The 26,432-nt window shown below is 45.2% G+C and carries 24 protein-coding genes and 1 tRNA gene; 10 read left to right on the top strand and 15 right to left on the bottom strand.

Annotation, left to right across the window (positions count from 1 at the left end):
• The first annotated feature begins 17 nt into the window (after nucleotides 1–17).
• Entirely contained in the window at nucleotides 18–1,181 is a 1,164-nt protein-coding gene (locus tag OCU74_RS03320) for an oligogalacturonate lyase family protein (protein ID WP_087480240.1), read from the top strand.
• Nucleotides 1,182–1,442: 261 nt separating this feature from the next.
• Nucleotides 1,443–4,034: a DNA mismatch repair protein MutS gene (gene mutS / locus OCU74_RS03315; protein WP_087480239.1), complete on the top strand. Its 2,592-nt coding sequence runs from the start codon at nucleotides 1,443–1,445 to the stop codon at nucleotides 4,032–4,034.
• A 65-nt stretch (nucleotides 4,035–4,099) separates the two neighbouring features.
• On the opposite strand, the gene OCU74_RS03310 is transcribed toward mutS, so the two are convergent.
• On the bottom strand, nucleotides 4,100–5,665 hold the full coding sequence (locus OCU74_RS03310; protein ID WP_087480238.1) for an HD domain-containing phosphohydrolase: 1,566 nt from the start codon (nucleotides 5,663–5,665) through the stop codon (nucleotides 4,100–4,102).
• Between the two features lie 178 nt (nucleotides 5,666–5,843).
• On the opposite strand from OCU74_RS03310, the gene OCU74_RS03305 reads away from it, so the two are divergent.
• A complete protein-coding gene (locus tag OCU74_RS03305; RefSeq protein ID WP_087480237.1) occupies nucleotides 5,844–7,859 on the top strand; it encodes a HAMP domain-containing sensor histidine kinase in 2,016 nt (671 codons plus the stop codon).
• A gap of 108 nt (nucleotides 7,860–7,967) precedes the next feature.
• Here OCU74_RS03305 and hpxO read toward each other — a convergent pair whose 3' ends face one another.
• Nucleotides 7,968–9,122, bottom strand: coding sequence for an FAD-dependent urate hydroxylase HpxO (gene hpxO, locus OCU74_RS03300; protein ID WP_087480236.1), 1,155 nt, complete (start codon nucleotides 9,120–9,122; stop codon nucleotides 7,968–7,970).
• A gap of 513 nt (nucleotides 9,123–9,635) precedes the next feature.
• Between hpxO and OCU74_RS03295 the strand changes: the two genes are divergently transcribed.
• Nucleotides 9,636–10,688, top strand: a complete 1,053-nt coding sequence (locus OCU74_RS03295) for a pectate lyase (RefSeq protein ID WP_087480235.1) — start codon at nucleotides 9,636–9,638, stop codon at nucleotides 10,686–10,688.
• Nucleotides 10,689–10,787: 99 nt separating this feature from the next.
• Here OCU74_RS03295 and rpoS read toward each other — a convergent pair whose 3' ends face one another.
• The 11 genes from rpoS to folB all read right to left on the bottom strand — a co-directional run bounded on the left by rpoS (nucleotide 10,788) and on the right by folB (nucleotide 18,486).
• Complete coding sequence (rpoS, locus tag OCU74_RS03290) at nucleotides 10,788–11,774, bottom strand: RNA polymerase sigma factor RpoS (RefSeq protein ID WP_087480234.1); 987 nt, start codon at nucleotides 11,772–11,774, stop codon at nucleotides 10,788–10,790.
• A gap of 82 nt (nucleotides 11,775–11,856) precedes the next feature.
• On the bottom strand, nucleotides 11,857–12,777 hold the full coding sequence (locus tag OCU74_RS03285) for a peptidoglycan DD-metalloendopeptidase family protein (protein WP_087480233.1): 921 nt from the start codon (nucleotides 12,775–12,777) through the stop codon (nucleotides 11,857–11,859).
• A gap of 2 nt (nucleotides 12,778–12,779) precedes the next feature.
• Nucleotides 12,780–13,406: a protein-L-isoaspartate(D-aspartate) O-methyltransferase gene (locus tag OCU74_RS03280; RefSeq protein ID WP_087480232.1), complete on the bottom strand. Its 627-nt coding sequence runs from the start codon at nucleotides 13,404–13,406 to the stop codon at nucleotides 12,780–12,782.
• Nucleotides 13,407–13,411: 5 nt separating this feature from the next.
• The gene (gene surE, locus OCU74_RS03275) at nucleotides 13,412–14,152 is read right to left on the bottom strand and encodes a 5'/3'-nucleotidase SurE (RefSeq protein ID WP_087480231.1); all 741 of its coding nucleotides are present in this window, start codon (nucleotides 14,150–14,152) and stop codon (nucleotides 13,412–13,414) included.
• 3 nt (nucleotides 14,153–14,155) lie between these two features.
• Complete coding sequence (gene truD / locus OCU74_RS03270; RefSeq protein WP_087480230.1) at nucleotides 14,156–15,202, bottom strand: tRNA pseudouridine(13) synthase TruD; 1,047 nt, start codon at nucleotides 15,200–15,202, stop codon at nucleotides 14,156–14,158.
• Nucleotides 15,203–15,250: 48 nt separating this feature from the next.
• Nucleotides 15,251–15,724 (bottom strand): 2-C-methyl-D-erythritol 2,4-cyclodiphosphate synthase, encoded by a 474-nt coding sequence (ispF, locus tag OCU74_RS03265; protein ID WP_087480229.1) that lies wholly within the window; start codon nucleotides 15,722–15,724, stop codon nucleotides 15,251–15,253.
• 16 nt (nucleotides 15,725–15,740) lie between these two features.
• Nucleotides 15,741–16,436, bottom strand: a complete 696-nt coding sequence (gene ispD, locus OCU74_RS03260) for a 2-C-methyl-D-erythritol 4-phosphate cytidylyltransferase (RefSeq protein WP_087480228.1) — start codon at nucleotides 16,434–16,436, stop codon at nucleotides 15,741–15,743.
• Nucleotides 16,437–16,718, bottom strand: coding sequence for a cell division protein FtsB (gene ftsB / locus OCU74_RS03255; RefSeq protein ID WP_087480227.1), 282 nt, complete (start codon nucleotides 16,716–16,718; stop codon nucleotides 16,437–16,439).
• Between the two features lie 139 nt (nucleotides 16,719–16,857).
• Entirely contained in the window at nucleotides 16,858–17,631 is a 774-nt protein-coding gene (locus OCU74_RS03250; protein WP_087480226.1) for an undecaprenyl-diphosphate phosphatase, read from the bottom strand.
• A gap of 13 nt (nucleotides 17,632–17,644) precedes the next feature.
• Entirely contained in the window at nucleotides 17,645–18,136 is a 492-nt protein-coding gene (folK, locus tag OCU74_RS03245) for a 2-amino-4-hydroxy-6-hydroxymethyldihydropteridine diphosphokinase (RefSeq protein ID WP_087480225.1), read from the bottom strand.
• Entirely contained in the window at nucleotides 18,133–18,486 is a 354-nt protein-coding gene (folB, locus tag OCU74_RS03240; protein WP_087480224.1) for a bifunctional dihydroneopterin aldolase/7,8-dihydroneopterin epimerase, read from the bottom strand. Before folB ends, folK begins: the two co-directional genes overlap by 4 nt.
• A gap of 168 nt (nucleotides 18,487–18,654) precedes the next feature.
• Here folB and plsY point away from each other — a divergent pair, with 168 nt between their 5' ends.
• Complete coding sequence (gene plsY / locus OCU74_RS03235; protein ID WP_087480223.1) at nucleotides 18,655–19,254, top strand: glycerol-3-phosphate 1-O-acyltransferase PlsY; 600 nt, start codon at nucleotides 18,655–18,657, stop codon at nucleotides 19,252–19,254.
• A gap of 50 nt (nucleotides 19,255–19,304) precedes the next feature.
• On the opposite strand, the gene OCU74_RS03230 is transcribed toward plsY, so the two are convergent.
• Both OCU74_RS03230 and tsaD read right to left on the bottom strand, forming a co-directional pair.
• Nucleotides 19,305–20,126 (bottom strand): alpha/beta fold hydrolase, encoded by an 822-nt coding sequence (locus tag OCU74_RS03230; protein WP_087480723.1) that lies wholly within the window; start codon nucleotides 20,124–20,126, stop codon nucleotides 19,305–19,307.
• A gap of 117 nt (nucleotides 20,127–20,243) precedes the next feature.
• Nucleotides 20,244–21,266, bottom strand: a complete 1,023-nt coding sequence (gene tsaD, locus OCU74_RS03225; RefSeq protein WP_087480722.1) for a tRNA (adenosine(37)-N6)-threonylcarbamoyltransferase complex transferase subunit TsaD — start codon at nucleotides 21,264–21,266, stop codon at nucleotides 20,244–20,246.
• A 223-nt stretch (nucleotides 21,267–21,489) separates the two neighbouring features.
• Between tsaD and rpsU the strand changes: the two genes are divergently transcribed.
• From rpsU to OCU74_RS03200, 5 genes are all read left to right on the top strand, one after another.
• The gene (rpsU, locus tag OCU74_RS03220) at nucleotides 21,490–21,705 is read left to right on the top strand and encodes a 30S ribosomal protein S21 (protein WP_001145625.1); all 216 of its coding nucleotides are present in this window, start codon (nucleotides 21,490–21,492) and stop codon (nucleotides 21,703–21,705) included.
• Between the two features lie 25 nt (nucleotides 21,706–21,730).
• Nucleotides 21,731–22,174 (top strand): GatB/YqeY domain-containing protein, encoded by a 444-nt coding sequence (locus OCU74_RS03215; RefSeq protein WP_087480222.1) that lies wholly within the window; start codon nucleotides 21,731–21,733, stop codon nucleotides 22,172–22,174.
• A gap of 89 nt (nucleotides 22,175–22,263) precedes the next feature.
• Nucleotides 22,264–24,030, top strand: a complete 1,767-nt coding sequence (dnaG, locus tag OCU74_RS03210; protein WP_087480221.1) for a DNA primase — start codon at nucleotides 22,264–22,266, stop codon at nucleotides 24,028–24,030.
• A 100-nt stretch (nucleotides 24,031–24,130) separates the two neighbouring features.
• Entirely contained in the window at nucleotides 24,131–26,026 is a 1,896-nt protein-coding gene (gene rpoD / locus OCU74_RS03205; RefSeq protein WP_087480220.1) for an RNA polymerase sigma factor RpoD, read from the top strand.
• A gap of 145 nt (nucleotides 26,027–26,171) precedes the next feature.
• Nucleotides 26,172–26,248 (top strand) — tRNA-Ile (locus tag OCU74_RS03200).
• Nucleotides 26,249–26,432: the final 184 nt, after the last annotated feature.

The raw sequence follows: 26,432 nt of genomic DNA, 5'->3' as shown, positions 1-26,432 counted from the left end.
TCTACAGGAGAACATTCATGGCAAAAGGTGATGTAATCAACCTTGATTTTGAAAGTTTCGTCGACTCTGATACTCAGGTCAGAGTAACACGGCTGACGCCGAAAGATGTGATATGCCACCGGAACTATTTCTATCAGAAATGTTTCACTCAGGATGGTCAAAAGCTGTTGTTCGCCGGTGATTTCGATACTAACCGCAACTACTATTTGCTCGATTTAACCACCAGGCAGGCAACACAACTGACCGAAGGTCATGGTGATAACACGTTTGGTGGATTTATTTCATCGGACGAACAGAGTTTCTTCTACGTGAAAAATGAACGGAATCTGATGAGAGTCGATTTCAGCACGCTTGAAGAAAAGCTGGTTTATGCCGTTGACGAAGAATGGAAAGGTTACGGTACATGGGTTGCCAATTCAGAATGTACCAAATTAGTCGGTATTGAAATCCATAAAGACAGTTGGCAGCCACTCACTTCATGGGAAAAATTTGCCGAGTTTTATCATACCAACCCGACATGCCGCCTGATTCAGGTCGACATCAATACCGGTGATGTAAAAGTCATCCATCAGGAAGATGCCTGGCTCGGTCATCCGATTTATCGTCCGTTTGATGACAATACGATCGGCTTCTGTCATGAAGGACCTCATGATCTGGTTGATGCACGGATGTGGCTGGTGGATGGTGACGGAAGCAACGTCCGGAAAGTCAAATCGCATGCTCCCGGAGAATCCTGTACACACGAGTTCTGGGTTCCCGATGGTAGTGCTATGGCCTATGTTTCTTACCTGAAAGGGCAAACCGAACGGATTATCTGTAAGGTCGATCCCAAAACACTGGAAAACAAAATTGTGATGGAAATGCCGCCATGTTCTCATTTGATGAGTAACTTCGACGGCTCGCTCATGGTTGGGGACGGATGTGATACACCGCCCGATGTGAACGACACGGCCAGCTACAATATTGAGAATGATCCGTTCCTCTATATCCTCAATACCCAAAAGAAAACATTTGCCAAGCTGGTCAAACATAGCACCTCCTGGAAGGTTCTCGACGGTGACCGTCAGATAACCCACCCTCATCCGTCATTTACGCCAGATGATAAGGGTGTCTTGTTTACCAGTGATTTTGAAGGTGTTCCGGCTATTTATATCGCCGACCTGCCGGCAGAGTTCAAATAGCAGTCATCTGTATGCAAGAGAGGGATTCCCTCTCTTTTTAGTTTATTTCCCCCATAACAAACGCTTCTGTATCTCCCCCCGGATCTGAAGCGTTTGTTGCGCTTTTCATCACAGGTTTGGTATTCTTTTCAACCATTGCTCAGCACTCACCGGTAATTTATCCGGGAGCAAAGTATTCATCATCAGGGCCACCAGCGCATCCGGCATGGAATCTCTCTGCGGGCCGTTTATCACTACCTATTTTGGCATTGAAATATAAAAATGATCGACAATCCCACCAAAAGCAAAACGCAAGAAAGTAAACATACGCCTATGATGCAGCAGTATCTGAAACTCAAGGCGGAAAACCCTGACATTCTGTTGTTTTATCGAATGGGTGACTTCTACGAATTGTTTTATGATGACGCCAGACGTGCTTCTCAGCTACTTGATATCTCACTAACCAAGCGCGGTGCTTCAGCCGGAGAGCCGATTCCGATGGCTGGTGTTCCCTTCCATGCTGTTGAAGGCTACCTTGCCAAACTGGTCCAGTTAGGTGAATCTGTTGCTATCTGTGAACAGATTGGTGATCCCGCAACCAGTAAAGGCCCGGTCGAACGCAAAGTTGTCCGGATCGTTACTCCGGGCACGATTACCGATGAAGCACTGTTACCGGAACGACTGGATAACCTGATCGCTGCCATTTACCAGCAAGATCAGCAGTTCGGTTATGCCACTCTGGATATTACCTCCGGCCGCTTCCAGCTTTGTGAGCTGGACAGTGAAGAAGCAATGGCTGCTGAATTGCAGAGAACGGCACCGAAAGAACTGCTTTTTCCTGAGGACTTTCAGGCAGTCGGCCTGATGGCAAGCCGTAAAGGGAATCGCCGTCGTCCTATATGGGAGTTTGAACTGGAAACCGCCAGACAACAACTCAACCAACAATTTGGCACCAAAGATTTAACCGGTTTCGGGGTAGAAACAGCAGAGAAAGGCCTGTGCGCTGCCGGTTGTCTGATTCAGTATGTAAAAGATACTCAGAGAACCGCTCTGCCTCACATCCGTTCACTGATTTATGACCGTCAGGATGCAACCGTAATTATGGATGCAGCCACCCGACGCAATCTTGAACTCACCCAGAATCTCTCCGGTGGAACAGAAAATACGCTGGCCGAAGTATTAGATTATTGTGCAACACCGATGGGAAGCCGGATGCTCAAACGCTGGTTACACCAGCCGATGCGTCAGATTGAAGTCCTCAATCACCGTCTTGATGCAATTGGCGAGCTAAAAGAGCAGGGAGTTTTCAGTGAGCTTCAGCCGACATTGAAACAAATTGGTGATATTGAGCGGATTCTGGCCCGGTTAGCAATCCGCTCTGCCCGCCCCCGGGATCTGGCACGCCTCCGCCATGCACTTCATCAGTTACCGGAACTGCAAACTTATCTGTCTCCGCTGGTTCACCCGCATTTACAACAACTCGCTCAGCACTGCCTGCCGGTCGAAGCTGTTGCGGCACTGCTCGACCAAGCGATTGTCGAAAATCCACCGGTTGTCATCCGTGATGGTGGCGTCATTGCCCCCGGCTATCATGCTGAACTGGATGAATGGCGGGATCTGGCTAACGGAGCTACCGAATATCTGGAAAAACTGGAGCAGGATGAACGGGAACGCCATGGCATTGATACACTCAAAGTCGGCTACAACAATGTACACGGCTTCTACATTCAGGTAAGCCGGGGACAAAGTCATTTAGTACCACCTTACTATATTCGTCGCCAAACTCTGAAAAATGCTGAACGTTACATCATTCCCGAGTTGAAAGAGCACGAAGATAAAGTCTTAAATTCAAAATCAAAAGCGCTGGCATTAGAAAAACAGCTCTGGGACGCACTGTTTGATCAGTTACTTCCCTATCTCGAGCAACTTCAGGAACTTTCTGCTGCGGTTTCACAGCTCGATGTGCTGCAAAATCTGGCTGAACGGGCAGAAACACTTGATTATTGTCGTCCTGAACTGGCTGCCGAGCCGGGAATACACATCCAGTCAGGTCGTCATCCGGTTGTCGAGCAGGTGATGCAGGAACCGTTTATTGCCAACCCTGTTGAGCTGTATACCGAACGAAAAATGCTCATCATTACCGGCCCGAATATGGGCGGTAAATCGACTTACATGCGTCAGACAGCACTCATTGCTCTGATGGCACATATTGGCTGCTACGTTCCTGCCGAATCGGCCCGGATCGGTCTGATTGATCGGATATTTACCCGAATCGGAGCTTCCGATGATCTGGCGTCCGGACGTTCAACTTTCATGGTTGAAATGACGGAAACAGCCAATATTTTGCACAACGCAACCCAGCATAGTTTGGTTCTGATGGACGAAATCGGACGAGGCACCAGTACCTATGATGGACTTTCTCTGGCCTGGGCAAGTGCTGAATGGCTGGCAACAGAAATCGGAGCCCTGACGCTGTTTGCCACACACTACTTTGAGCTCACCGAACTGCCACATCAATTGCCACATCTGGCTAATGTCCACCTTGATGCAGTCGAACACGGCGAAAGTATTGCTTTTATGCACGCAGTGCAGGAAGGAGCAGCAAGCAAATCATACGGGCTGGCAGTTGCCGGACTGGCTGGTGTACCCAAACCGGTCATAAAAAATGCCCGGATGAAGTTATCCCAGTTGGAGCAAAGTCATCTTCTGGAAGGAAACCGCACCAATGGTTCATCGGCGGTTGATATTGCCAATCAGTTAAGTCTGATTCCGGAACCCTCAGAAGTAGAGAAACGACTCGCCGACATTGATCCGGACAGTCTCACTCCCAGACAGGCTCTGGAGCAACTCTATCAGCTTAAAAATTATCTATAGAAAGTCATACAAAGGCGCAGCCACCTGACTGCGCCTTTGTTTCAATGTCTGGCTACAATTTGATTCTATACCGCCGACAAATAAGACAGACTATCGTCATACTCTTCAAGAATCCGGATAAAATCCTCTCTGCGCCGTTCGAAGACTTCAACCAACTGAGGATCAAATTTCGCTCCGGACTGCTCTCGAATATAGGTAACAATATCGTTCATATGCCACGGCTCTTTATAGCAACGCTTGCTTGCCAAAGCATCAAACACATCGGCCAGCGCAACAATCCGCCCATAAATATGAATATCCGTTCCGGATAATCCCTGTGGATAGCCACTGCCATCCCAGTTCTCATGATGCTGACTGGCAATAATCGCCCCCGCCTGCATCACTGGCTGATGGGAACACTTCAGACAGTTTTCTCCCAGCGTTGTATGAGTTTTCATTAACGTCCATTCTTCATCGGTCAGCTTACCCGGTTTATTCAGCACAGAATCCGGGATACTAATTTTTCCGACATCATGGAGTGGCGCAGCATAGAAAACCTCTTCACACTGAGCAGGACTCAGGCCAATATCTTCAGCCATCAGGCGGGAATAATGAGCAACTCTGCGGACATGATTACCAGTTTCTTTGGAGCGGCTCTCTGCCAATCCACAAATCGCATAAACAATCTCTTTCTGAGTACTTCTCAGGCTATCGTTCAGACGTAAATTATCCAGAGCGATCGCCATATTGTTGCAGAAAAGCTCAACCAAGTGCATATCAACATCTTTAAACTCTTGCTTGCCGGTAATGTTAAGAATTGTTTCAACACCATTAATATTGGAAATATGACAGATATTTTCCTCTTGGTAGCGAAGTTCCTGATCACTGTCCCGAACAGTATGGACACCTCCCTGAGTCATTGCCTCCTTGTAAGCCTTTTCTGAAATATCACCAACCTGAGCCAATACATGAACATCATCGGCACTTTTTTCAGCCAAAACTCCTTCGATTTCAGACAGCATCATGCCGCCTTTCATATACAATAATGATGAAATCTGCTCCAGAACTCCCTGAGCAAAGCTCTCCATTGATTTTTTCTTCAGAATACTGGCGGTTGCTGCAATGACTTTTTCCAACCCTATCCGATGGGTTTCCAACGCCATGATATCCCGGTAAGAACGTAATGCCGTATAGACTGTCGAATAAAGCTTGCGCTTAGTCAGCTCGGTTTTCTCCCGATAATCATTAATATCATATTGTTCGATAATTTCTTTTTCCGGAACGGTTCCCGGTTGTCCGGTACGCAGAATGATTCGGATTCGGTGGTTATTCAGCACATCACGAATATACTCGGCCACTTCCAGACCCGCTTCTTCGGTCTCCATTACCACATCCAGTAGAACCACAGCAATGTCATCTTCTGATGACAGTATTTCCTTTGCCTGAGCAACATTATATGCACTGAGAAAAGTCAGCCCTTTATGTGCAAATGAAACCCGGTTTAAGGCCAGTTTAGTGATGGTGTGAACACCGTCCTCATCATCGACAATTAAAACCTTCCAGGTTGAAGGAGAATAGTCAACCGAGGAAGACTCGGCTGAATGATTCAGGTTACCTGCATCATCAAACACCAACATGTCCTGTTCTGACATTTCGCCCTCCCTAGCCAGCCTGACCTGATCGTTTTTATGCGATAACACGCGATATGAAACTTGATTTTTGCTGCTTTGTTAATCAATTTTAGTATATGAATTAACTTTTACACACCTTGATGACAGGCAACTCGATTCTTTCCCCCTCTTTTTCAGTTGCAGTCACCGGAGATAGTGAATGTCTATCTATTACAGAATTACGATTGCCTGCTTACTCCTTGTCTTCTTATCCATGGGGGCATTCGGTTATATTTCGAATCAGGCCGGTGAAAGAATGCTTGATCAATCCGTTGATAAACACTTGAATGCTGTCGCGACAAACCAGCAAGACAGGATCATATCCGTGATCCATGCATGGAAAGACCGGGTAGCTCTGATAGCAAGCAGAACCCAGCTCCGCCTTAGCCTGAAGAGTTATATCATCCACAAAGATCCGGACTCGTTACAGAAGATAAACAGTATCATCCGGGACGCTGTAAACTCCGTAACAAAAGTCCAGTCGATTCAATTAAAAGAAATTGGTGGCAGATTCATCACTCAAACGGCCCCGAATCAGGCAAGCAAAATTTCAGCAGAACTCCCGCTCACGGACAAAAGTCAAACCGATATTTTATTAAAAATGATTACCCGTGACCTAAATGGCGGTTTGTATATCCATATCGATGCTCCGATGATACTGGCAGGAGAGCAAATCGGAGTCATGGTTGTCACGCTGTCAGCAGACGAGCTACTCCATAGCACGCAAAACTATACCGGTATGGGAATATCAGGAGAAACCTTGCTCCTGACTACCAATCAGGCAGGACAAACGGTCTACATCACGCCATTGCGTTACCCTGAGCATTCGAAAAAAAAACCGGAAACAGACACTTTTCCGCTGACCAACGGAAGCTTGCTCGCCAAGGCTGCTGAGCATCATAGCGAAGAAATTATCCGCCTGAGCGATTACCGAGATACTGATGTCATGGCAACATCCCGTTATCTGGAAGCTCTGAACTGGACTATTATTGTCAAAGTCGATCAGGATGAAGTCATGCTGCCAATGAGGCATTACCAGCGTCTGCTGGTTATTGCTGCATTCATCCTCGGTATGATTGCAATCGTTATTGGTCTGGCTCTTGCCCGGGCAATATCCTCACCAATCGTCCGGCTTGCAGCCGACAGCCAGAGAATTCGTCTGGGAGAACATCAACTCAGAGCAAAAGTTTGCCCGGCTCAGGCAAAAGAGCTCAATGAGCTAGCCCGTAGCTTTAATAATCTGGCTGAAAACCTGCTTACAACAAATAACGAGCTGGAAGAAAAAGTTGCCGAAAGAACGCAGGAACTTCAGGAGCTCAATGAGACTCTGGAGCAACGTGTCACAGCAAGGACCTTTGATTTACAACGGGCAAACAGGGAAATACAGGAAACCCTCGAAGATCTCCGCAGAACACAGAATGAATTGGTCGAATCGGAAAAAATGGCTGCTTTGGGTGGGCTGGTCGCAGGAGTTGCTCACGAAATTAATACGCCATTGGGAATTGCCGTGACCGGAACCAGTCACCTCAATGAGTATGTACAGGAGATTCATCAAAAAACCAGTTCGGGTAAGCTAACCCGCAATGAATTAGCCGACTTTATCGAAGATGCCAACCAGACGACTGATTTAATGAGTACACAACTCAGACAAGCTTCAATGTTGATATCTAACTTTAAAGAAATTGCCGTTGATCAGTCAAATCCGGATTACCGGACGATTTCTGTGAAGGAGTATCTGTCGAAAATTGTTGCGACAATGCAACCTAACTTTAAGAAGACGCCACACAGTATATCCGTCGATATTGAGCAGGATCTTTATCTTATCACTTGCCCTGGCGCATTAGCGCAGGTACTGACCATCCTGATCACCAACTGTCTGACTCATGCTTTTCATCACTCAGACATAGCAAACGGACAAGTCACTATTTCAGCTCAAAGAGACAATGAAACGAGCTTAATCCTCGTTGCTGATAACGGGACAGGTATTTCTCCTGAAAATCTTCCCAAGCTGTTCGACCCTTTCTTTACCACTCGCAGGGGAGAAGGAGGTAGCGGTTTAGGACTGAGCATTGCACACAATATTGTGAAAGACATACTACACGGTAAAATTCGCTGCGAGAGTCAGTTAGGACAAGGAACAACCTTTATCATTACACTTCCTGAGAAGCCAGCATAATTTCTCCGGTGGCTTTTCTCCGATAGTTTTTCTGTAAAAAAAGCACCGACCGATTCAAACCGGCAGGTGCTTCAGAGTTATTGGGAAATAAATCGCTATTGCTGATATTTATCCTAACGGGCCACCAATAATTGTTTCTCTGAGTCCATCAATAATATGCTCCCCAGTTTCCGCTTTCAGTGATTTATACCAGGCCAGCGTTTGTTCCATCTGCTTACCATGGGTAACATCACAGCGCTTCCGGGCTTTCAACACCAGCGATTTTACCCGATCTTTCCGCTTATTCTGATAATCCAGCAACGCTGTTTCAATATTATCGTACTGCGCAAAAGACTGACCTAATACGACAGCATCTTCCATTGCAGCACACCCGCCCTGACCGATATCCGGCGTTGTACTATGCCCGGCATCACCAAGCAGCGCAATCCGGCCTTTAACCAGCGTCTCGAATGGCTCTATATCATGAATCTCAATCCGGTTGGTCGTTTCGGGATCAATCTGATCAATCAGTTTCTGAACAGCCGGAGACCAGTCCTGAAAATAACGGCGTAAATCCATTGTTAATGTTGAACGATCTTCCGGTAACCCTTTCGGCAAGGGCACATCAAAAAAGAAATAGAACCGATTTCCGGCAATTGGCATTACTGAGACACGCTTTCCTTCAGCAACAAAAGTCGTCCACTGGTCTGCCGGAGCGATAGATGTATCAATTTCAACTAAACCATTCCAGTTCACATAACCGGCATATCTTCGCTCGACCGTATGGCCTAAAACTAGTGGACGAATTACCGAGTGTGTGCCGTCCGCGGCAATCATGAAATCAGCACTTGCAACAGTACCATCAGTAAACCAGGCAATAACTTCTTCCCCGTTCTGTTCGACCCGTTCAACCCGCTTACCAAAATGAATCTCTTCTCTTCCCCACCAGTCCAGCATTTTTCCTTGCAGATCAGCCCGCGAAACAGGACAAGGCCTTTCTCCGACAGATTCAACCAACGGCATTAAACTGAAACGAGTCATCGTTGCACCGGAGAAACCATCCTGATAAGACATATAGTGCATCGGACCACCCAGCTCATCCATAATACTGCCCATGCCCAGATGATTCATACATTTCACACCATTGGACCACACGGAAATAGCTGCACCGACAGGTTTGATGTCTTTGACTGCTTCATATATTTCACAAGTGATTCCGTTTTTTCTGAGCGCCGCTGCAGCAGACATTCCACCGATCCCGGCACCGATAATGATTGCTTTCATGACTTCACCTTTTCTCTGTAATTATTCTCATATCAGAAGCTGGAAGCATAATTTATTCCCATGACAGGCACCCTTGGTAATGTAGTTAATTTACTGTTTTTATTAATTAAAATACAAATCATCTTTAAGCTATATATTTTCTGTTCAAAACTTGTGCATCAAAAGAAACAAACGTTTCACTTTGGTGCAGTAATGAAACTACTGTTTCCCTGCGATACTCACTTCTGAACTCTGAATATATTTCATTCATTCTGACTGAGGTCAATTCAGGCATATAACCAAAAGCTACTATTCTTCTGTTCTATACAAACTTAAATTCATAAATTCTGTAAATGATAAAGATGAGAATTTCAGAATAAGATGACCAATTATTCAACAACGCCAAATAGTGAAACATAGTTTTAGATTTTTTATCTAAAAGATATTAATAATACAAATAGACGTTTTATTAAGCAGGCGTCTGCAATAAATACTTATTTACTGTACCCATAAAATGCAAGAAGGGAGCATATTATGATAAATAGAGCTGCAGTAGTTTTACTCTCGTTTCTTTCATGTCAGTATGCAATCGCAAATGACATGACATTAATGCTATACAAGCACGACGCACAAACCATTCTGAGCTGGTCTGCCGATCAAGACAATATTGTTCGTCAGGAAGTCTACCGGAAATCAACACTGTCAGATGAAGGAGAAAGAATTGCCGTTCTCAACTCAGATGAACGGACTTTTGAAGATACAAGCGCCGATGGCTACACCGATTATTATTATCAGGTCAAAGCTGTTGACGACCATGATCAGGTATTTTCTTCCAATGATTCCAGTACCAATGCCAGCGAAGATCAATATCTGACATCCAGTCTGGTCGCCGCTAAATCATCGGAATGTTACGCTGGTGCAGTGATCCAAAATAAAACCGTGGATTGCGGCGGGAAAACTATCGGATTAAATTGTAATGGAGATAAAGAAGGCCAGAAAGCAGTCCTGACTCTAAAGAATGCAACAGTTAAAAATGTTCGTATTTCGAAAAATGGTGGCGCTGATGGTATCCATTGTGAATCCGGAAATTGCACACTGCAAAACGTTATCTGGGAAGATATCTGTGAAGATGCAGCGACCAACAATGGTAAGAAAATGACCATCATCGGTGGTGTTGCCTATAACAGCAAAAACGGCCCTGGCGGTAAACCAGACAAAGTGTTCCAACACAACTCTAAAAATAGTACCACTGAGATTCGCGGTAACTTTACACTGACAGGCGAGCACGGAAAACTCTACCGCTCATGTGGTAACTGTACCAACAATGGTGGCCCAAGATACCTGTCAATTAACGGTGTAAAAGTGGATGCCAAAATTGGTTCGATTGTCGGTGTGAACGGAAACTATGGGGATGCTGCAACAATCAGAAATCTGAAAATCAAGAACTATAAATCTGGTAAACCCAAAGTCTGCCTCGAGTATGTCGGCGTACAGAAAGGTCAGGGTGAATCTAAAAAAGTAAGTAAAAATGATCAATGGAATACAAGACTGTGTAACGTCTCTCAATCAGATGTTAAAAAGCTATAATCCTTTGGATCTGACTGACAAAAAACAAAACCCCGGACAAACCGGGGTTTCTTCATATATGATCGGTTACAGTTTATTTTTAAATAAAAAAATTACGCCTTATTCTTCACTTTCAACGTCGAATAAAGATTCCATATTCAGGCCTTGTTTCAGCAAAATTTCTCTTAAACGGCGCAGACCTTCAACCTGAATTTGACGAACGCGTTCACGCGTCAAATTGATCTCTTTTCCGACTTCTTCCAAAGTAGATGGTTCATACCCGAGCAAACCAAAGCGTCTTGCCAACACTTCTTTTTGTTTCGGATTCAGTTCATCTAACCAGTGCAGAAGTGAAGACTTGATATCATCATCTTCTGTTGAATATTCGGGATCATAGTGTTTGGCATCAGGAATGATATCCAACAATGCTTTATCACCATCACCACCAATCGGCGTATCAACAGAACTAATGCGCTCATTCAGACGAAGCATTTTACTGACATCATCAACCGGTTTATCCAGCTCAAGAGCAATCTCTTCCGCCGTAGGTTCATGGTCTAGCTTTTGTGACAACTCCCGAGCTGTACGCAAATAAATATTAAGTTCTTTGACAACGTGAATAGGTAAACGAATCGTTCTGGTTTGATTCATCAACGCCCGTTCGATCGTTTGCCGGATCCACCAGGTTGCATACGTTGAAAAACGGAATCCTCTTTCAGGATCAAACTTTTCAACGGCCCGAATCAACCCGAGATTACCTTCTTCGATCAGATCCAGCAAAGCCAGACCACGGTTACTATATCGGCGAGATATTTTGACAACGAGACGTAAGTTACTCTCAATCATCCGCTTACGAGCAGCCTCATCACCTCTGAGAGCCCGACGAGCATACAAGATTTCTTCTTCTGCAGTTAATAAAGGAGAGAAACCGATTTCGCCTAAATAAAGTTGAGTTGCGTCTAGACTCTTAGAAGTAACTTCATAATCTTCCCGAGTTTCAACAGAAGTACTTTCAGAACTGACCTCACTATCCAATGTATTGAGATCAAATGCTTCTGAATCAAAATCAAACTGATCGACCTTAGTTACTGAATTGCTTTTACTCATGATGCCTCCCCCTGGCGAGCTAGCAAGACACTACTACATTTTAATGTCGCTATATGATGCTTACGCTTATCAATTCATAATACTATGGTAAGTAGCGCTTTGGATTCACTGGCTTACCCTGATAGCGGATTTCAAAATGTAAACGAACACTACTGGTCCCTGAACTGCCCATTGTTGCGATTTTCTGGCCAGCTTTTACATTTTGTCCCTCACTCACTAGCAACCGATCATTATGCGCGTATGCGCTGAGATAATTATCATTATGCTTAATGATCACAAGATTCCCGTATCCTCGCAGAGCGTTACCTGAATAAACAACGGTCCCTGCAGCGGAAGATACGACGGACTGACCTCGCTGCCCTGCAATATCAATCCCTTTATTTCCCTGATCAACAGCTGAAAATTTCTGGACAATCCTCCCTCTGGTGGGCCAGAGCCATCTATCAATTTTTTTGGCCTGGTCTAAATTAGTAATTGGTAAATTAGAGTTAACATTTTCTTTACCTGTCGATTCACCATACCCCTTTGATTGTGAAGATTCAATACTTTTGCCTGACGCTTTTTTAACTTTGTCATATTTATTTTCTAAATTGTTTGCGTTTTGCTCATTCTTAGAATTTTTTAATGAGACATTAGTTAACGCTTCAGCCGAACCTTTGATCCCTGTCCCACTTTCACTGGCCGGGCCAGCTTGTGCTACAGACTGAGACTGCCCGTAAGCTGGTGGTGTATATGCTGGTTTCCACAGGTGTATTTTCTGACCGGGATAGATCGTATAGGGAGGAGACAGATGGTTGTAATTTATTAAATCTTCTACATTTTTATCGGTAAGATAAGCAATAAAATAAAGCGTATCTCCTTTTTTAACTTCGTAATAACTCCCCCGGTAACTCCCTCGGGAAGCCTTTTTTACGTCAGACACAGGCGCAGGTGATGTTGCGACACATCCCATCAAATATGTTGATAATATTGCCAGAATTAAGAGTCTGATGCTGTTTCTCATCGTTAGGCTAAATCACCTGCAACTAAAGGAACAAACCGAACCATCTCAATGATTTCCGAATGAAATGATTCGCCATTCCGGGTTATCTTCAACAACTGTTGTTCTTCATGGCCGACGGGAATCACCAAACGTCCGCCGTCAGCTAACTGATCTAATAGCGCTGGAGGTGTTTCAGAAGCAGCAGCAGTCACAATAATTGCGTCAAAAGGTGCTTTTGTACTCCATCCCTGCCAGCCGTCACCATGCTTCATGGACACATTATAGATATCCAGTTGTCTCAAACGACGCTTTGCCTCCCATTGCAAGGTTTTGATCCGTTCAATAGAAAATACGTGCTCGACTAAACGAGCCAGAACTGCGGTCTGATATCCGGATCCTGTTCCGACTTCCAAAACCCGACTATCTGGCTTCAACGCCAATAACTGTGTCATTTTGGCAACGATATAGGGCTGAGATATTGTCTGCCCCTGTCCTATCGGTAATGCATTATTCTCATAAGCCTGATGAACCATTGCCTGTGAAACGAAATGTTCTCTCGGTAACTCACGGATGATCTCCAGCACCCGAGAATCTTCAATACCGCTTCTGACAAGAAAGTCGCTTAACTTATCAGCGAGTGGATTTGACATGCCAATTACCTTTCCAGCCAATCTTTCATTGAGTTTATCGATTCATGTGCCGTCAAATCGACATGCAATGGTGAAATCGAAACAAATCCATGATCAATCGTATAAAAATCGGTCCCTTCCCCGGCATCCTGCTCTTTACCCGGAGGTCCCAGCCAATAAATATCATGTCCGCGGGGATCTTTCTGCCGTATCATGCTTTCCGCATGATGACGGGCACCCAGACGAGTCACATTCATACCAGCAAGCTGTTCCAGTGGTAAATCAGGGATATTTACATTCAATAGCCGATTCGTCGGAATCGGTGCCTGAAGGTGTTGCTTTACAAGCTGACGGGCGACATGGGCGGCAGTCTCAAAATGTGTCTCTCCAACCAGAGAAAATGCTATCGACTGAACGCCTAAGAAATGCCCTTCCATTGCCGCAGCAACTGTCCCGGAATAAAAAACATCATCGCCTAAATTAGCACCATGGTTAATGCCGCTCAAAACAAGATCCGGTAATGAATCTTTCATTAGTTCATTCAAAGCAAAATGAACGCAATCTGTCGGAGTTCCCTGAACCGAATAAACAGCCGGAGCTATCTGATGAACACGCAGAGGTCGCTCCAGAGTCAGAGAATTAGAAGCCCCAGAACGATTCCGGTCCGGGGCAACAATGACCACTTCAGCCAAATCAGAGAGTATTTCAGCTAATGTATTAATTCCCTGAGCATAGACACCGTCATCGTTGCTCAACAAAATTTTCATGAATCAGAACTCCCTTTCGACAGGGATCACTTCAATCAACTCCCGTAACAGAGAGGTTGCAAAGCATCCCGCATCAAGCGAAAAATTCAATATAACCTCATTTTCTTCCAGCTTCCATTGGAGCTGCTGAGGTTTGAGAGCAATATTCCGCCTTTCATGTTTCATTCGGTTACCACGAATCAATTTCATTAAATCAGGCTCACGATCAAGGAACTCCTGTTCAAGCGCCAAAGCATCATGATTCGTCGGTAGTGCATTGTCCCCGGCTAAAGCTGCCGAAATCCCCGCTTCATGTTGGGATACATGTTGGTTCCACAATGCCAGCGCCTCTTCCCCTTCGATTAGAAACTGTTCATCACCCTTTAGAGCGATATCCCCATCAATTAAATGATGAAAACAATCCTGTGCAATTCGTTCCGAGACAATCTGATTAAAAATCCAGGAACGTGCTGTTGAGAGATAGAGACTCCGCTGATTCTGGTTACGGGTCCGGACATTCTCTCGTCCCCAGCGCCGAGCTTCGTTTAAGTTGTTTCCCTGATTGCCAAAGCGCTGTGCGCCAAAATAGTTCGGAACCGCATGTTCGCGAATCATCTCCAGACGCTGCTCAACTTCTTTAGTATCCGACACTTCTGTTAAAGTAATCTGAAAGTGGTTGCCCAGAAGATCTCCCGGTCTTAATTTCCGCTGATGCCGGGTTGTTTCCAGAATCTCAATTTGTGGATACCGAGCCAGAAATGCAGAGAAATCCGGAGTTCCACCTTTTGGTAAGTGAACACTCAACCACTGTTCTGTGACGGCATGACGGTCTTTTAAGCCTGCCCAGCTCACGTCCTTCGACTTTACACCACAAGCTTTAGCCAATTCATTCGCAACAAAGCTGGTATTTTCCCCAGTTTTGCGAATACGGACCATCAAATGCTCACCAAAGCCATCCAGTGAAAATCCTAAATTCTCAGTGACAATAAAATCTTCAGGTTTTACTTTGATTTTCGCTTTTACCGCTGGTTTTCCGTATAAATAAGCCAAACCAGCTAAAATATCATCCATCCGGACTCCCTCTTGAGGATAGCCAAACCATCACTCAGATATAAAAACTCACTTCGTTAATAAGACAACGGCTTCACAGGCAATACCTTCTTTACGGCCTGTGAATCCCAATCGTTCCGTAGTCGTTGCTTTCACATTCACATTGCCAATCTCTGTCTCCAGATCTTCTGCAATCAAAGCACACATCTGCCCGATATAAGGTGCCATTTTCGGCGCCTGAGCAATAATTGTAATATCCGCATTTCCCAACCGGTAACCCTGTGCTTTAACCCGCCGGTAAACATCCCGTAATAAGTTCCGGCTGTCAGCACCTTGCCACTGTTCATCCGTATCAGGGAAATGACGTCCGATATCTCCGGCTGCAATTGCTCCCAAAAGGGCATCAGTTAGTGCATGTAAAGCCACATCACCATCCGAATGAGCTAACAACCCCTGTTCATAAGGGATCGATACACCACCAATCACAACCGGCCCTTCACCACCAAATTTATGAACATCAAAACCATGACCTATTCTAAACATAACGATTCCTTAGCACTCAGCTCTCACGGCTGAGATAAAATTCTGCCAACGCTAAATCTTCCGGTTGCGTTATTTTAATATTATCGGCATGTCCTGCGACAAGGCGTGGCTTTTCACCATCCCACTCCATGACCGATGCTTCATCAGTGAGCGGCACATGTTGGGCAATCGCCCGGGATAAAACCTGATGCAACCGGGCGGTCCGAAACATCTGCGGTGTCAGCGCATGCCAGAGGTTCTCCCGTTCCACGGTATGGACAATGTTCTGTGCATTATCCGACCTTTTCATCGTATCGCGAACCAGAGACGCCAGTATGCCGCCGACATCATGGTGCAACACCTCTTCTATTAACTTATCAATATCACTCAGACGGACACATGGACGAGCGGCGTCATGCACCATGACCCAAGTTGTAGGAGAATTTCTGACCAGATAATCGAGTGCGTAAAATACAGAATCCGAGCGTTCCTGACCACCGGAGACCCGAATAATGTCCGGATGAGAAGAGAGCGATAACTGACTGAAATAAGGATCATCATCACTAATGGCAATGACGAGCTGACCGACCCGAGGATGAGAAAGTAACTTCTCAACTGTATGTTCCAGTACAGTCTTACCATGAATTTTCAGATATTGTTTTGGTTTGTCAGCTAACATGCGGCGCCCAACGCCGGCAGCCGGTATCACAACAGAAATAAGTTCATTTATCATTTAGGGATGGTCCTCATTGATAACCCGGTAGAAGGTTTCCCCTTCTTTTACCATTCCCAGTTCATGCCTTGCTCTTTCTTCAATCGAGTCAGATCCCTGACGTAAATCATCTATTTCTGCATACATTTCTTTATTTCGCTTTTGTAAATTGGCATTCACTGACTGCTGGGTTCCGATCTCTTCAGAAATTCGATGAAGATCAGATACGCCGTTTTTGCCGAACCAAAGCGAATACTGGAACAGAATAAAAAGTAGTGTCAGTGTTAAAGCAAATACCCGCATGACGCTCACTTGTTACTTCAAACAGAATAATCAGGAAGTCTACCAAAACTGCTAAGAAAGAACCTCCTCTTATATCATCAGCACCTTAAGACAACTGAGTGAATGACATGTCGGTATTGCCATTCACTCATACTATTGACTAATAATAGGCCGCCCAGAAGAGTAAGATACCACCAAAAATAATACGATAAATGCCGAATGCATTGAATGTAAAACGATTCAGGAATGCCAGAAATACTTTCATTACAATCCAGGCTGACAGATAAGAAGTAATAAACCCGACAATCAGAGTCAGCGCACTCTCTCCCTGAAAATCCTGATAGTGCTTCACTAAATCCAGCCCACTCGCAGCAAGCATCACCGGCAAAGCCAGAAGAAACGAAAACTCAGCACTAGCTTTACGACTCACTCTCACCAGCAAAGCACCAATAATGGTAGAGCCTGCCCGGCTGGTTCCCGGAATCAAAGCAAATATCTGAGCAATACCGATCCAAATCGCTTGCCGGTAACTGATCTGATCCAATGTCTCTGCCGTCGGTGTATGATTTTTCAGAAACCGTTCCACGATCAGGAAAATAATACCACCGACAATAAACATGATTGGAACAACCTGAATCGTGAATAGCTCTTTCACCTGGTTCTGAAACAGAAACCCGATTGCAGCAATGGGTAGAAAAGCAATGAAAACTTTAAGCCAGAGTTCAATATAGCGGGGATGGAAACGCTCTTTATAATTTGTCAGAACAGCCAGAATGGCTGAGAGCTGGATAATCACCTCAAAAGCTTTATTGCTATCGCTCTGAGGTAAGCCGAGCCAATCACTGACAATGATCAAATGCCCGGTTGACGAGATAGGTAAGAACTCTGTAATACCTTCAACTAAGCCAAGAACTACACTTTGAATCAAATCCATTATTTACTCTTTATTATTTTTCGATAAACCAAGATTTTACAGGCTTCAGAACTTCCAAATTGTCAGCCTTAAGCCAAATTTGCCGAACGCTTCGCCCATCCCCCGGCAGAAGAAGATCCGGACATAGTTCAAAAAGTGGCTGAATAACAAACGGATACTTATAGATATCCTGACGGGGTAACTGAGGAGATTCGGAACTCACCACATCACCAAACAGAATGATATCCAAATCCAGAGTTCGGTCCTGGAACTTACGTGCATCGGGTTTTCGTCCCCAACGTATCTCAATGTCCTTTAACATTGAAGCAAATGTTTCCAGAGACAGTGAGGTCTTCAGTTCAATCACCAGATTGAAAAATGCTCCGCCCTGAAACCCTTGAGACGGAGACTCATAAATAGTCGAAAGACGCAAATCTTCTCCCATCTTCTCCAGTTCACTCACAGCGGCTTCTACATGCTTATGCCGGTCAATATTCGAACCGATACCGACATAAACCGGAATCATAACTGACCTCTTTCAATCACGACTCCAACACCTCCGGCCTGAGGAACAGCCCCCGGCTTCGTCAGGCGAATCCTGAGCCACGGAACGGAGAAAGTCGTCATAATTAAGTCTGCAACTTCTTCAGCCACACGCTCAATCAATAAAAAACTTCCATTTTCAACATGTTGAATCACTTGTTGACTCACCTGGGCATAATCCAGAGCATCCGATACATCATCGCTCTTTCCGGCCGGGCGATTATCATGAGCCATTTCAATATCAAAAACTAATTTCTGCTTTATTTGCTGTTCCCAATCGTAAACACCGATCGTAGTCACAACAACCAACTGTTCTATAAACACTTTATCCATAAATCTTCTCATCATTTTTCTATCGCGGACCGGATACCCAATTGAGATAAAAAATCGTATTATGTCATAATGGTTATCATATACTTAAATGATCTTAATATGTGAAATTAATATAGATTTTTTATAGTTATAACTACGCTCTTTCACCCGCACACACTCAGGGCTCAAATGACTCCATTGACACTTGTTATCATTATTTCAGCTTACTTACTTGGTTCTATTTCAAGTGCAGTGCTCGTGTGTCGTATATTCCGGCTCCCCGATCCAAGAAACGCCGGCTCCCATAATCCGGGTGCCACCAACGTTTTACGAGTCGGCGGAAAAAAAGCCGCAGTGATTGTCCTGTTGTGCGATATGCTCAAAGGGATGATTCCTGTATGGGGGAGTTATTTTCTGGGCATTGAACCATTTCTTCTCGGAATTATAGCCATTGCTGCATGCCTTGGGCACATCTATCCGATTTTCTTTCATTTTAAAGGTGGAAAAGGCGTCGCAACTGCACTGGGAGCAATCGCACCGATAGGGCTGGATTTGACGGGTTTTATCATCGCTACCTGGCTGGCGACAATTGTGATTTCCCGTTATTCGTCTCTGGCTGCATTGGTAACGGTATTGTTGACTCCATTTTACACCTGGATGGTCAAGCCACATTACACGTTGCCTGTTGCTATGCTGTGCTGTCTGATCGTCTTCCGGCATCAGGAAAATATAAAACGTCTGTTCAATGGAACTGAGCCCAAAGTCGGTGAGAAAGAATCTTCGCAATAAAAGTAAAAAGACACATCACTTTTCAAAGTCATGTGTCCCGTACTGCCCTTTTAACAATTTAAAGAGCAAAGAAAATCACTCAATGCCTGAGTCACAAATCCAGGCTGTTCCAGATTACTGATATGACCGGCCTGAGGCACAACAACCAGCCGACTACCGGAAATTGCATCCAACATCAGCTGTGATTCCAGAACCGGACGAGGTTTATCATCTTCTCCGACCATGATCAAAACAGGCAAGTTTAGTTTTTCAACATCATCAAACAGATCGCGGCGATCAAAAACGATCCTGCCTATCTGCCCGATGTCTGCCGCTTGCTGTCCCCCGGTTTCAGTCAGGAAAGTCCGAAAAGCGGCAACAAAGTCCTCTTCCGGTGACCGCTGCAAAGTACGATCAGAAAAGAACATCGGCACGACCTGTTCAATAATCGGTTTAGGAAAAGACTGAGTTGCAATCACTGCATCCAGCATTGCAAAATACTTCGCATGGGTGATCTCGGGCTCCAGCCCGATAAAAGTATCCATCATAACCAGAGCTTTCATTCGCTCCGGAGCAAGCAATGCCAGTTCGGCTCCCCACATACCACCGACAGAAAGTCCGATCACAGAAAATGATTCAATGCCCAGATGATCCATCAAAGCCAGAATGTGTCCGGCATAATCCCGGAGTGTATGCATTGATTCGGGTGCAGAGTCTGATTGACCATGCGCCCATAAATCAGGAATGATGCATCGATAATTCTGGCACAATGCTTCAATCTGTGGCTGCCACATCTGGCTATCCCATAAATAACTATGGCCAAACACCAACACTTCACCCGTTCCGACATCACTGTAACACATGCTTTTACCACCGAGTGTAAATGACTGCATCATCTCCCCTTACCTTCTTGTTATTGTTTATGCTGCTGACTAACTATGCCCCGCTCATCTAAAAATACAATTTCAGCGAAAACATTCAGATGATTAGCGAATTGTTCTTTCATTCAACTATGATGACCGAACAGCCTGAAGCTGATCGATAGGCCAGCGAGGTGTCGCCTGAACAGCAAGCCCCGACACTTCACCATTTTTAAGCCTTTGCATACCGGCATACGCAATCATTGCACCATTGTCGGTACAAAACTCAGTTCGCGGATAATAAACAGCACCACCCACTTTTTGAGCCAGTTGTGCCAAATCCTCTCTCAAACGCTGATTGGCACTGACACCTCCGGCAATCACGATTCGTTTCAGACCGGTTTGCTCCAGAGCCCGCCGACATTTAATGACCAGAGTGTCACAAACCGCTTCCTGAAAAGCATATGCAATATCAGCTCGTGTCTGTTCATCATCCCCATGTGCAGCAATCGTGTTGGCCGCAAAAGTTTTCAGCCCGGAAAAACTCATATCCAGTCCTGGCCGGTCAGTCATCGGTCGAGGGAAACGAAACCGCCCCTGAGTCCCTTTTTCAGCCAGACGAGCCAATAAAGGACCACCCGGATAATCCAGCCCCATCAGTTTCGCCGTCTTATCAAAAGCTTCTCCGGCTGCATCATCAATCGACTCACCGAGAATACGGTATTCACCAATGCCTTTAACTTCAACAATCATGGTATGTCCGCCAGAGACCAATACCGCAACAAAAGGAAATTCAGGAGGATTCTCTTCCAGCATCGGAGCAAGCAGATGGCCTTCCATATGATGGACCGGCACAGCAGCGACATTCCAGGCATAAGCCAGACTACGCCCGATTGTCGCACCGACCAGCAGCGCTCCGACCAACCCGGGCCCGGAAGTATAAGCAACACCATCAATATCTTCTGGTTTGCACTCCGCCTGAACCATCGCAGCCTGAATCAGCGGTATCGTTTTTTTTACATGATCCCTTGAGGCCAGCTCCGGAACAACACCGCCATAATCAGCATGAAGTTTAATCTGGCTGTACAACTGGTGAGCCAGCAAGCCTTTTTCGTCATCGTAAATTGCAATACCCGTCTCATCACAAGAGGTTTCAATACCTAATACGCGCATAATTTTCCGGAAAACTTCCATCTCGACATCAAAATTGGCGTCATGTTACCCTGCCTTCGGGTGACACACAAACTTTGTACAGAGATTCACCCATAAAGTACTTTACAAAGTCTTTCCATTCGGATTAAAATTCCGCACCATTTTTGATTGTGCTGGTAAGTACCGGAAAAACTCCGGACAAGAAAGACCAGACTTAACGAATATCCCCTGAGGTGAAAGGCATATGCCAGTAGTTAAAGTACGTGAAAACGAACCGTTCGACGTAGCTCTGCGTCGTTTTAAGCGCTCTTGCGAAAAAGCAGGTATTCTTTCTGAAGTGCGTCGTCGTGAGCACTATGAAAAACCAACTACAGTTCGCAAACGCGCTAAAGCAGCTGCTCAGAAGCGTCACGCTAAAAAGCTAGCTCGCGAAAACGCTCGTCGCGTTCGCCTGTACTAATAACTCCTCCAGAAAGGAATGAGTTATGGCTCTGATTGACAGACTCAAAGAAGAGCAAAAACTTGCGATGAAAGCCAAGGACAAAGCGCGCCTTGGCACTATTCGTTTGGCCTTGTCAGAAATCAAACAACGTGAAGTCGATGAGCGAATTACGCTAAACGACGATGACATTGTTGCAGTTCTGACAAAGATGGTGAAACAACGTCGCGACTCTGTCGCTCAATATGAATCAGCGGGACGTCAGGACTTAGCAGATGCGGAAAGCGGTGAGATCACCGTGTTAGAGGAGTTTATGCCTCAGCCGCTCACTGATGACGAAGTCCAACAGCTCATCGATGATGCTGTTACTGCTTCCGGTGCTCAAAGCATGCAGGATATGGGTAAAGTAATGGCCATCCTGAGACCGCAAATTCAAGGGCGTGCAGATATGGGAAAAGTCAGCGGATTGGTAAAATCCAAGCTCACTTAATCCTGTCCTCCTAAACAGCAAGCCGTGCTATCCTATGGAGCACGGCTTGTTTGTATACACGCTAACATGTAAATTAGCTATCAGGTTTTATGGCTGGGTATATTCCTCGAAATTTCATCAATGATCTGCTTGCTCGGCTGGATGTTGTCGATGTTATTGACGCTCGCGTAAAACTTAAAAAAAAGGGCAAAAACTACACCGCCTGTTGTCCTTTTCATAACGAGAAAACCCCATCTTTCAGTGTCAGCCAAGACAAACAGTTCTATCACTGTTTCGGTTGTGGTGCACACGGTAATGCCATCGATTTTATGATGGAATATGAACGTCTCGAGTTTGTTGAAGCGATTGAAGAACTTGCCAGCTTACTTGGATTGGAAGTCCCAAGAGAAAAAGGGGCGACGCCGTTTGATGCAAAAAAATCTCAGGAACGGAAAGAACAGAAACGTACGTTATACGATCTGATGGAACAAATTTCCCATTTCTATCGTCATCAACTCAGAAAACCAACCAGCAAAGTTGCCATCGATTATTTGAAAAAACGGGGACTTTCTAAAGATATCGTCCAGAAATTCGGTATCGGTTATGTGGCTGACGAATGGGATCTCATCCATAAAAATTTTGCACAATTCCCCGAATCGGAGCAAATGCTCAGTGCTGCGGGAATGTTAGTTGAAAACGATAACGGACGCCGCTATGACCGTTTCCGGGGGCGAGTAATGTTCCCCATCCGGGATCGCAGAGGGCGAGTCATCGGCTTCGGTGGCCGGGTTTTAGGTGATAGCACCCCGAAATACCTGAATTCACCGGAAACCGATATTTTCCATAAAGGAAAAGAGCTATACGGTTTATATGAAGTTCTTCAGGCACACCGGGAACCATCGAAAATTCTGGTCACAGAAGGTTACATGGATGTGGTTGCTCTTGCGCAGTATGGTGTGGACTATGCGGTAGCTTCACTGGGCACATCAACAACTAACGACCATTTACAGATTCTTTTCCGTCAAACCAATGCAGTCATCTGCTGCTACGATGGTGACAATGCAGGACGTCAGGCAGCCTGGCGGGCGTTAGAGAATGCTCTGCCACTGCTCAGCGGTAATAAAACGCTGAAGTTTATGTTTTTACCGGACAAAGAAGATCCGGATTCATATATCCGTCAGAACGGAACCGAAGCATTTGAACAACAGGTCCAGCAGGCGATGGCTTTCTCTGATTTTCTTTTTCAGGGTTTAATGGAACGGGTGGTTGACAACAGTAGCCGGGAAGGAAGATTTCGCGTTGTTCATCTGGCGGAACCGTTGATTAATCAGGTTCAGGATGATGCGCTGAAAATTTATCTGTGGGAAGAATTGTCGTTGCGTACTGGGCTGAACGCGAGTGTGATTCAGGCTGCATTGAATAAAAAGCAAATTTCGGAACAAAAACCATCAATCCGCCCACAAACAGAAATGAAGCGAACACCGATGAGGGAAGTTATCGCTTTGCTTCTGCAGAATCCGAACTATGCTCATAGTGTACCGGATCTTTCAAGTATCGAATCGCTTGATATTCCTGGTCTGAGCTTATTTGTGGAGGTACTTGAAAAATGTCGAAATTACCCCAATGTTACTACTGGTCAGTTACTTGAAAACTGGCGGGGCCATCAAAATGAATCGCTTCTGTCACGTCTTGCTAGCTGGGATATTCCCCTGGTAGAAGACAACCAAGAAGAAATATTTTTAGACTCATTGGATAAAATATTTACCCAGTGCGTTGAAAAACAAATTGAAAATCTGCAGGCGAAAGAACGAAGCGTTGGTTTATCAACTGACGAAAAGCGGGAGCTGCTGGCATTGATGCTAGATTTAAAAGCGTAACCCTTATATTTAATAGCCAACAAATGATTAATTTGTTAAAATACGTGGTTTGCATTTCGCATACTAATTCCGTCACCAGAAATGAAGTTGGATACCGTCTATGGATCAAAATCCGCAGTCACAGCTTAAATCACTTGTCCTTAAGGGCAAAGAACAAGGCTATCTGACCTACGCCGAAGTCAATGACCACCTCCCTGCAGAAATCGTAGATTCTGAGCAGGTAGAAGATATTATTCAGATGATTAACGACATGGGCATCAAGGTGGTAGAAACCGCACCTGACGCCGATGATCTGGCTCTGAACGACGACACGACCATTACGGATGAAGATGTTGCAGAAGCAGCCGCAGCAGCTCTGTCCAGTGTTGAAAGTGAAATTGGTCGTACGACAGACCCTGTACGTATGTATATGCGTGAAATGGGAACCGTCGAACTTCTCACTCGTGAAGGTGAAATCGATATTGCAAAGCGCATTGAAGAAGGGATTAACCAAGTTCAAAGCGCTGTTGCCGAATACCCAGGGACAATTCCTTATATCCTGGAACAATTCGATAAAGTTGAAACTGAAGAGTTAAGACTGACCGATCTGATTTCAGGCTTTGTCGATCCAGATGCCGATGAGACAGCATCGCCAACTGCAACCCACATTGGCTCGGAACTGACCGGTGTCGATCTGGAAGACGAAGACATGCCTCTCTCTTCTAAAAACAATGATGAAGATGAAGAGGATGAAGACGAAGATGGCGATAGCGATGATGATAACGATGATAGCGACGAAGATGTCGGTATCGATCCGGAGCTCGCACAAGAGAAGTTCAACAATCTTCGCAACAAATATCGTGATTACCAGTTAGCACTGAATGAGTTTGGCGAAGCGAATGAGCAAACATCACAAGCTTCTGAGCTTGTTCTGGATGCGTTCCGTGAGTTCCGCCTGACGCCAAAACAGTTTGATAATCTGGTCGAAACACTTCGCGGCTCAATGGATCGGGTCAAGACGCAAGAACGCCTGATCATGAAACATGTTGTCGAACATGCAAAAATGCCGAAAAAAGCATTTATTGCTGTGTTTACCGGACATGAATCTGATGAAAACTGGCTGGACAACGTTCTCGCATCAGACAAACCTTATGTTGATAAAATCCGCAGAAGCGAAGAAGATATTCGTCGTTCCATCCAAAAGCTGAAAGCGATTGAAGATGAAACTTCTCTCACGGTTGTTCGTATCAAAGATATCAGCCGCAGGATGTCTATCGGTGAAGCGAAAGCGCGCCGGGCGAAAAAAGAAATGGTTGAAGCTAACCTGCGTCTGGTTATCTCGATTGCGAAGAAATATACCAACCGTGGTTTGCAGTTCCTTGACCTGATTCAGGAAGGGAATATCGGTCTGATGAAAGCGGTAGATAAATTCGAATACCGTCGTGGTTATAAGTTCTCGACTTATGCTACATGGTGGATTCGTCAGGCGATTACCCGTTCTATTGCAGATCAGGCCAGAACGATTCGTATCCCTGTGCACATGATCGAAACAATCAATAAACTGAACCGTATCTCACGTCAGATGCTTCAGGAAATGGGTCGGGAGCCACTTCCGGAAGAATTGGCAGAACGGATGCAGATGCCTGAAGACAAAATTCGCAAGGTGCTGAAAATCGCCAAAGAGCCGATCTCCATGGAGACACCAATCGGCGATGATGAAGATTCTCATCTGGGCGATTTCATCGAAGATACCACATTGGATCTTCCAATCGACTCAGCGACTGCGACCAGTCTGAAAGCAGCAACCCGTGATGTTCTGGCAGGTCTGACGCCACGTGAAGCAAAAGTACTGCGGATGCGTTTTGGTATCGACATGAACACAGACCACACTCTGGAAGAAGTCGGTAAACAGTTTGATGTAACTCGTGAACGGATCCGTCAGATCGAAGCGAAAGCACTACGTAAACTGCGCCATCCAAGCCGCTCAGAAACACTACGTAGCTTCCTGGATGAGTAATAAGATTCAAATCAGTCGTACAAAAGGTGAGCATTAGCTCACCTTTTTTATTATCAACGATTTAAGTGAATAAAATATAAGCATATTTAGCCATCATTGAGGCTAGACACCACCGGGCGTATCCCCTATAATCGTCCGTCTCAAGGGGCCTTTAGCTCAGTTGGTTAGAGCATCCGACTCATAATCGGCAGGTCCTGGGTTCAAGTCCCGGAAGGCCCACCATATTCAAGACCGCAGTAATATACTGCGGTCTTTTTTATTTATACAATTCATTAAATATCAATAAATTATGAAACCCTAGCGTCTTAGGAGTTTCCTAAAATCCACAATTTAAAGCAACATTAATAGTAACACTGACCTATCAATACACTTGTGGATGTTTATGGAACAACATCAAGCTTGCTTC

The sequence above is a fragment of the Vibrio mangrovi genome (assembly GCF_024346955.1).
In the GTDB taxonomy this organism is placed as follows: Bacteria; Pseudomonadota; Gammaproteobacteria; order Enterobacterales; family Vibrionaceae; genus Vibrio; species Vibrio mangrovi.
This window is presented reverse-complemented; position numbering and strand designations above follow the sequence as displayed.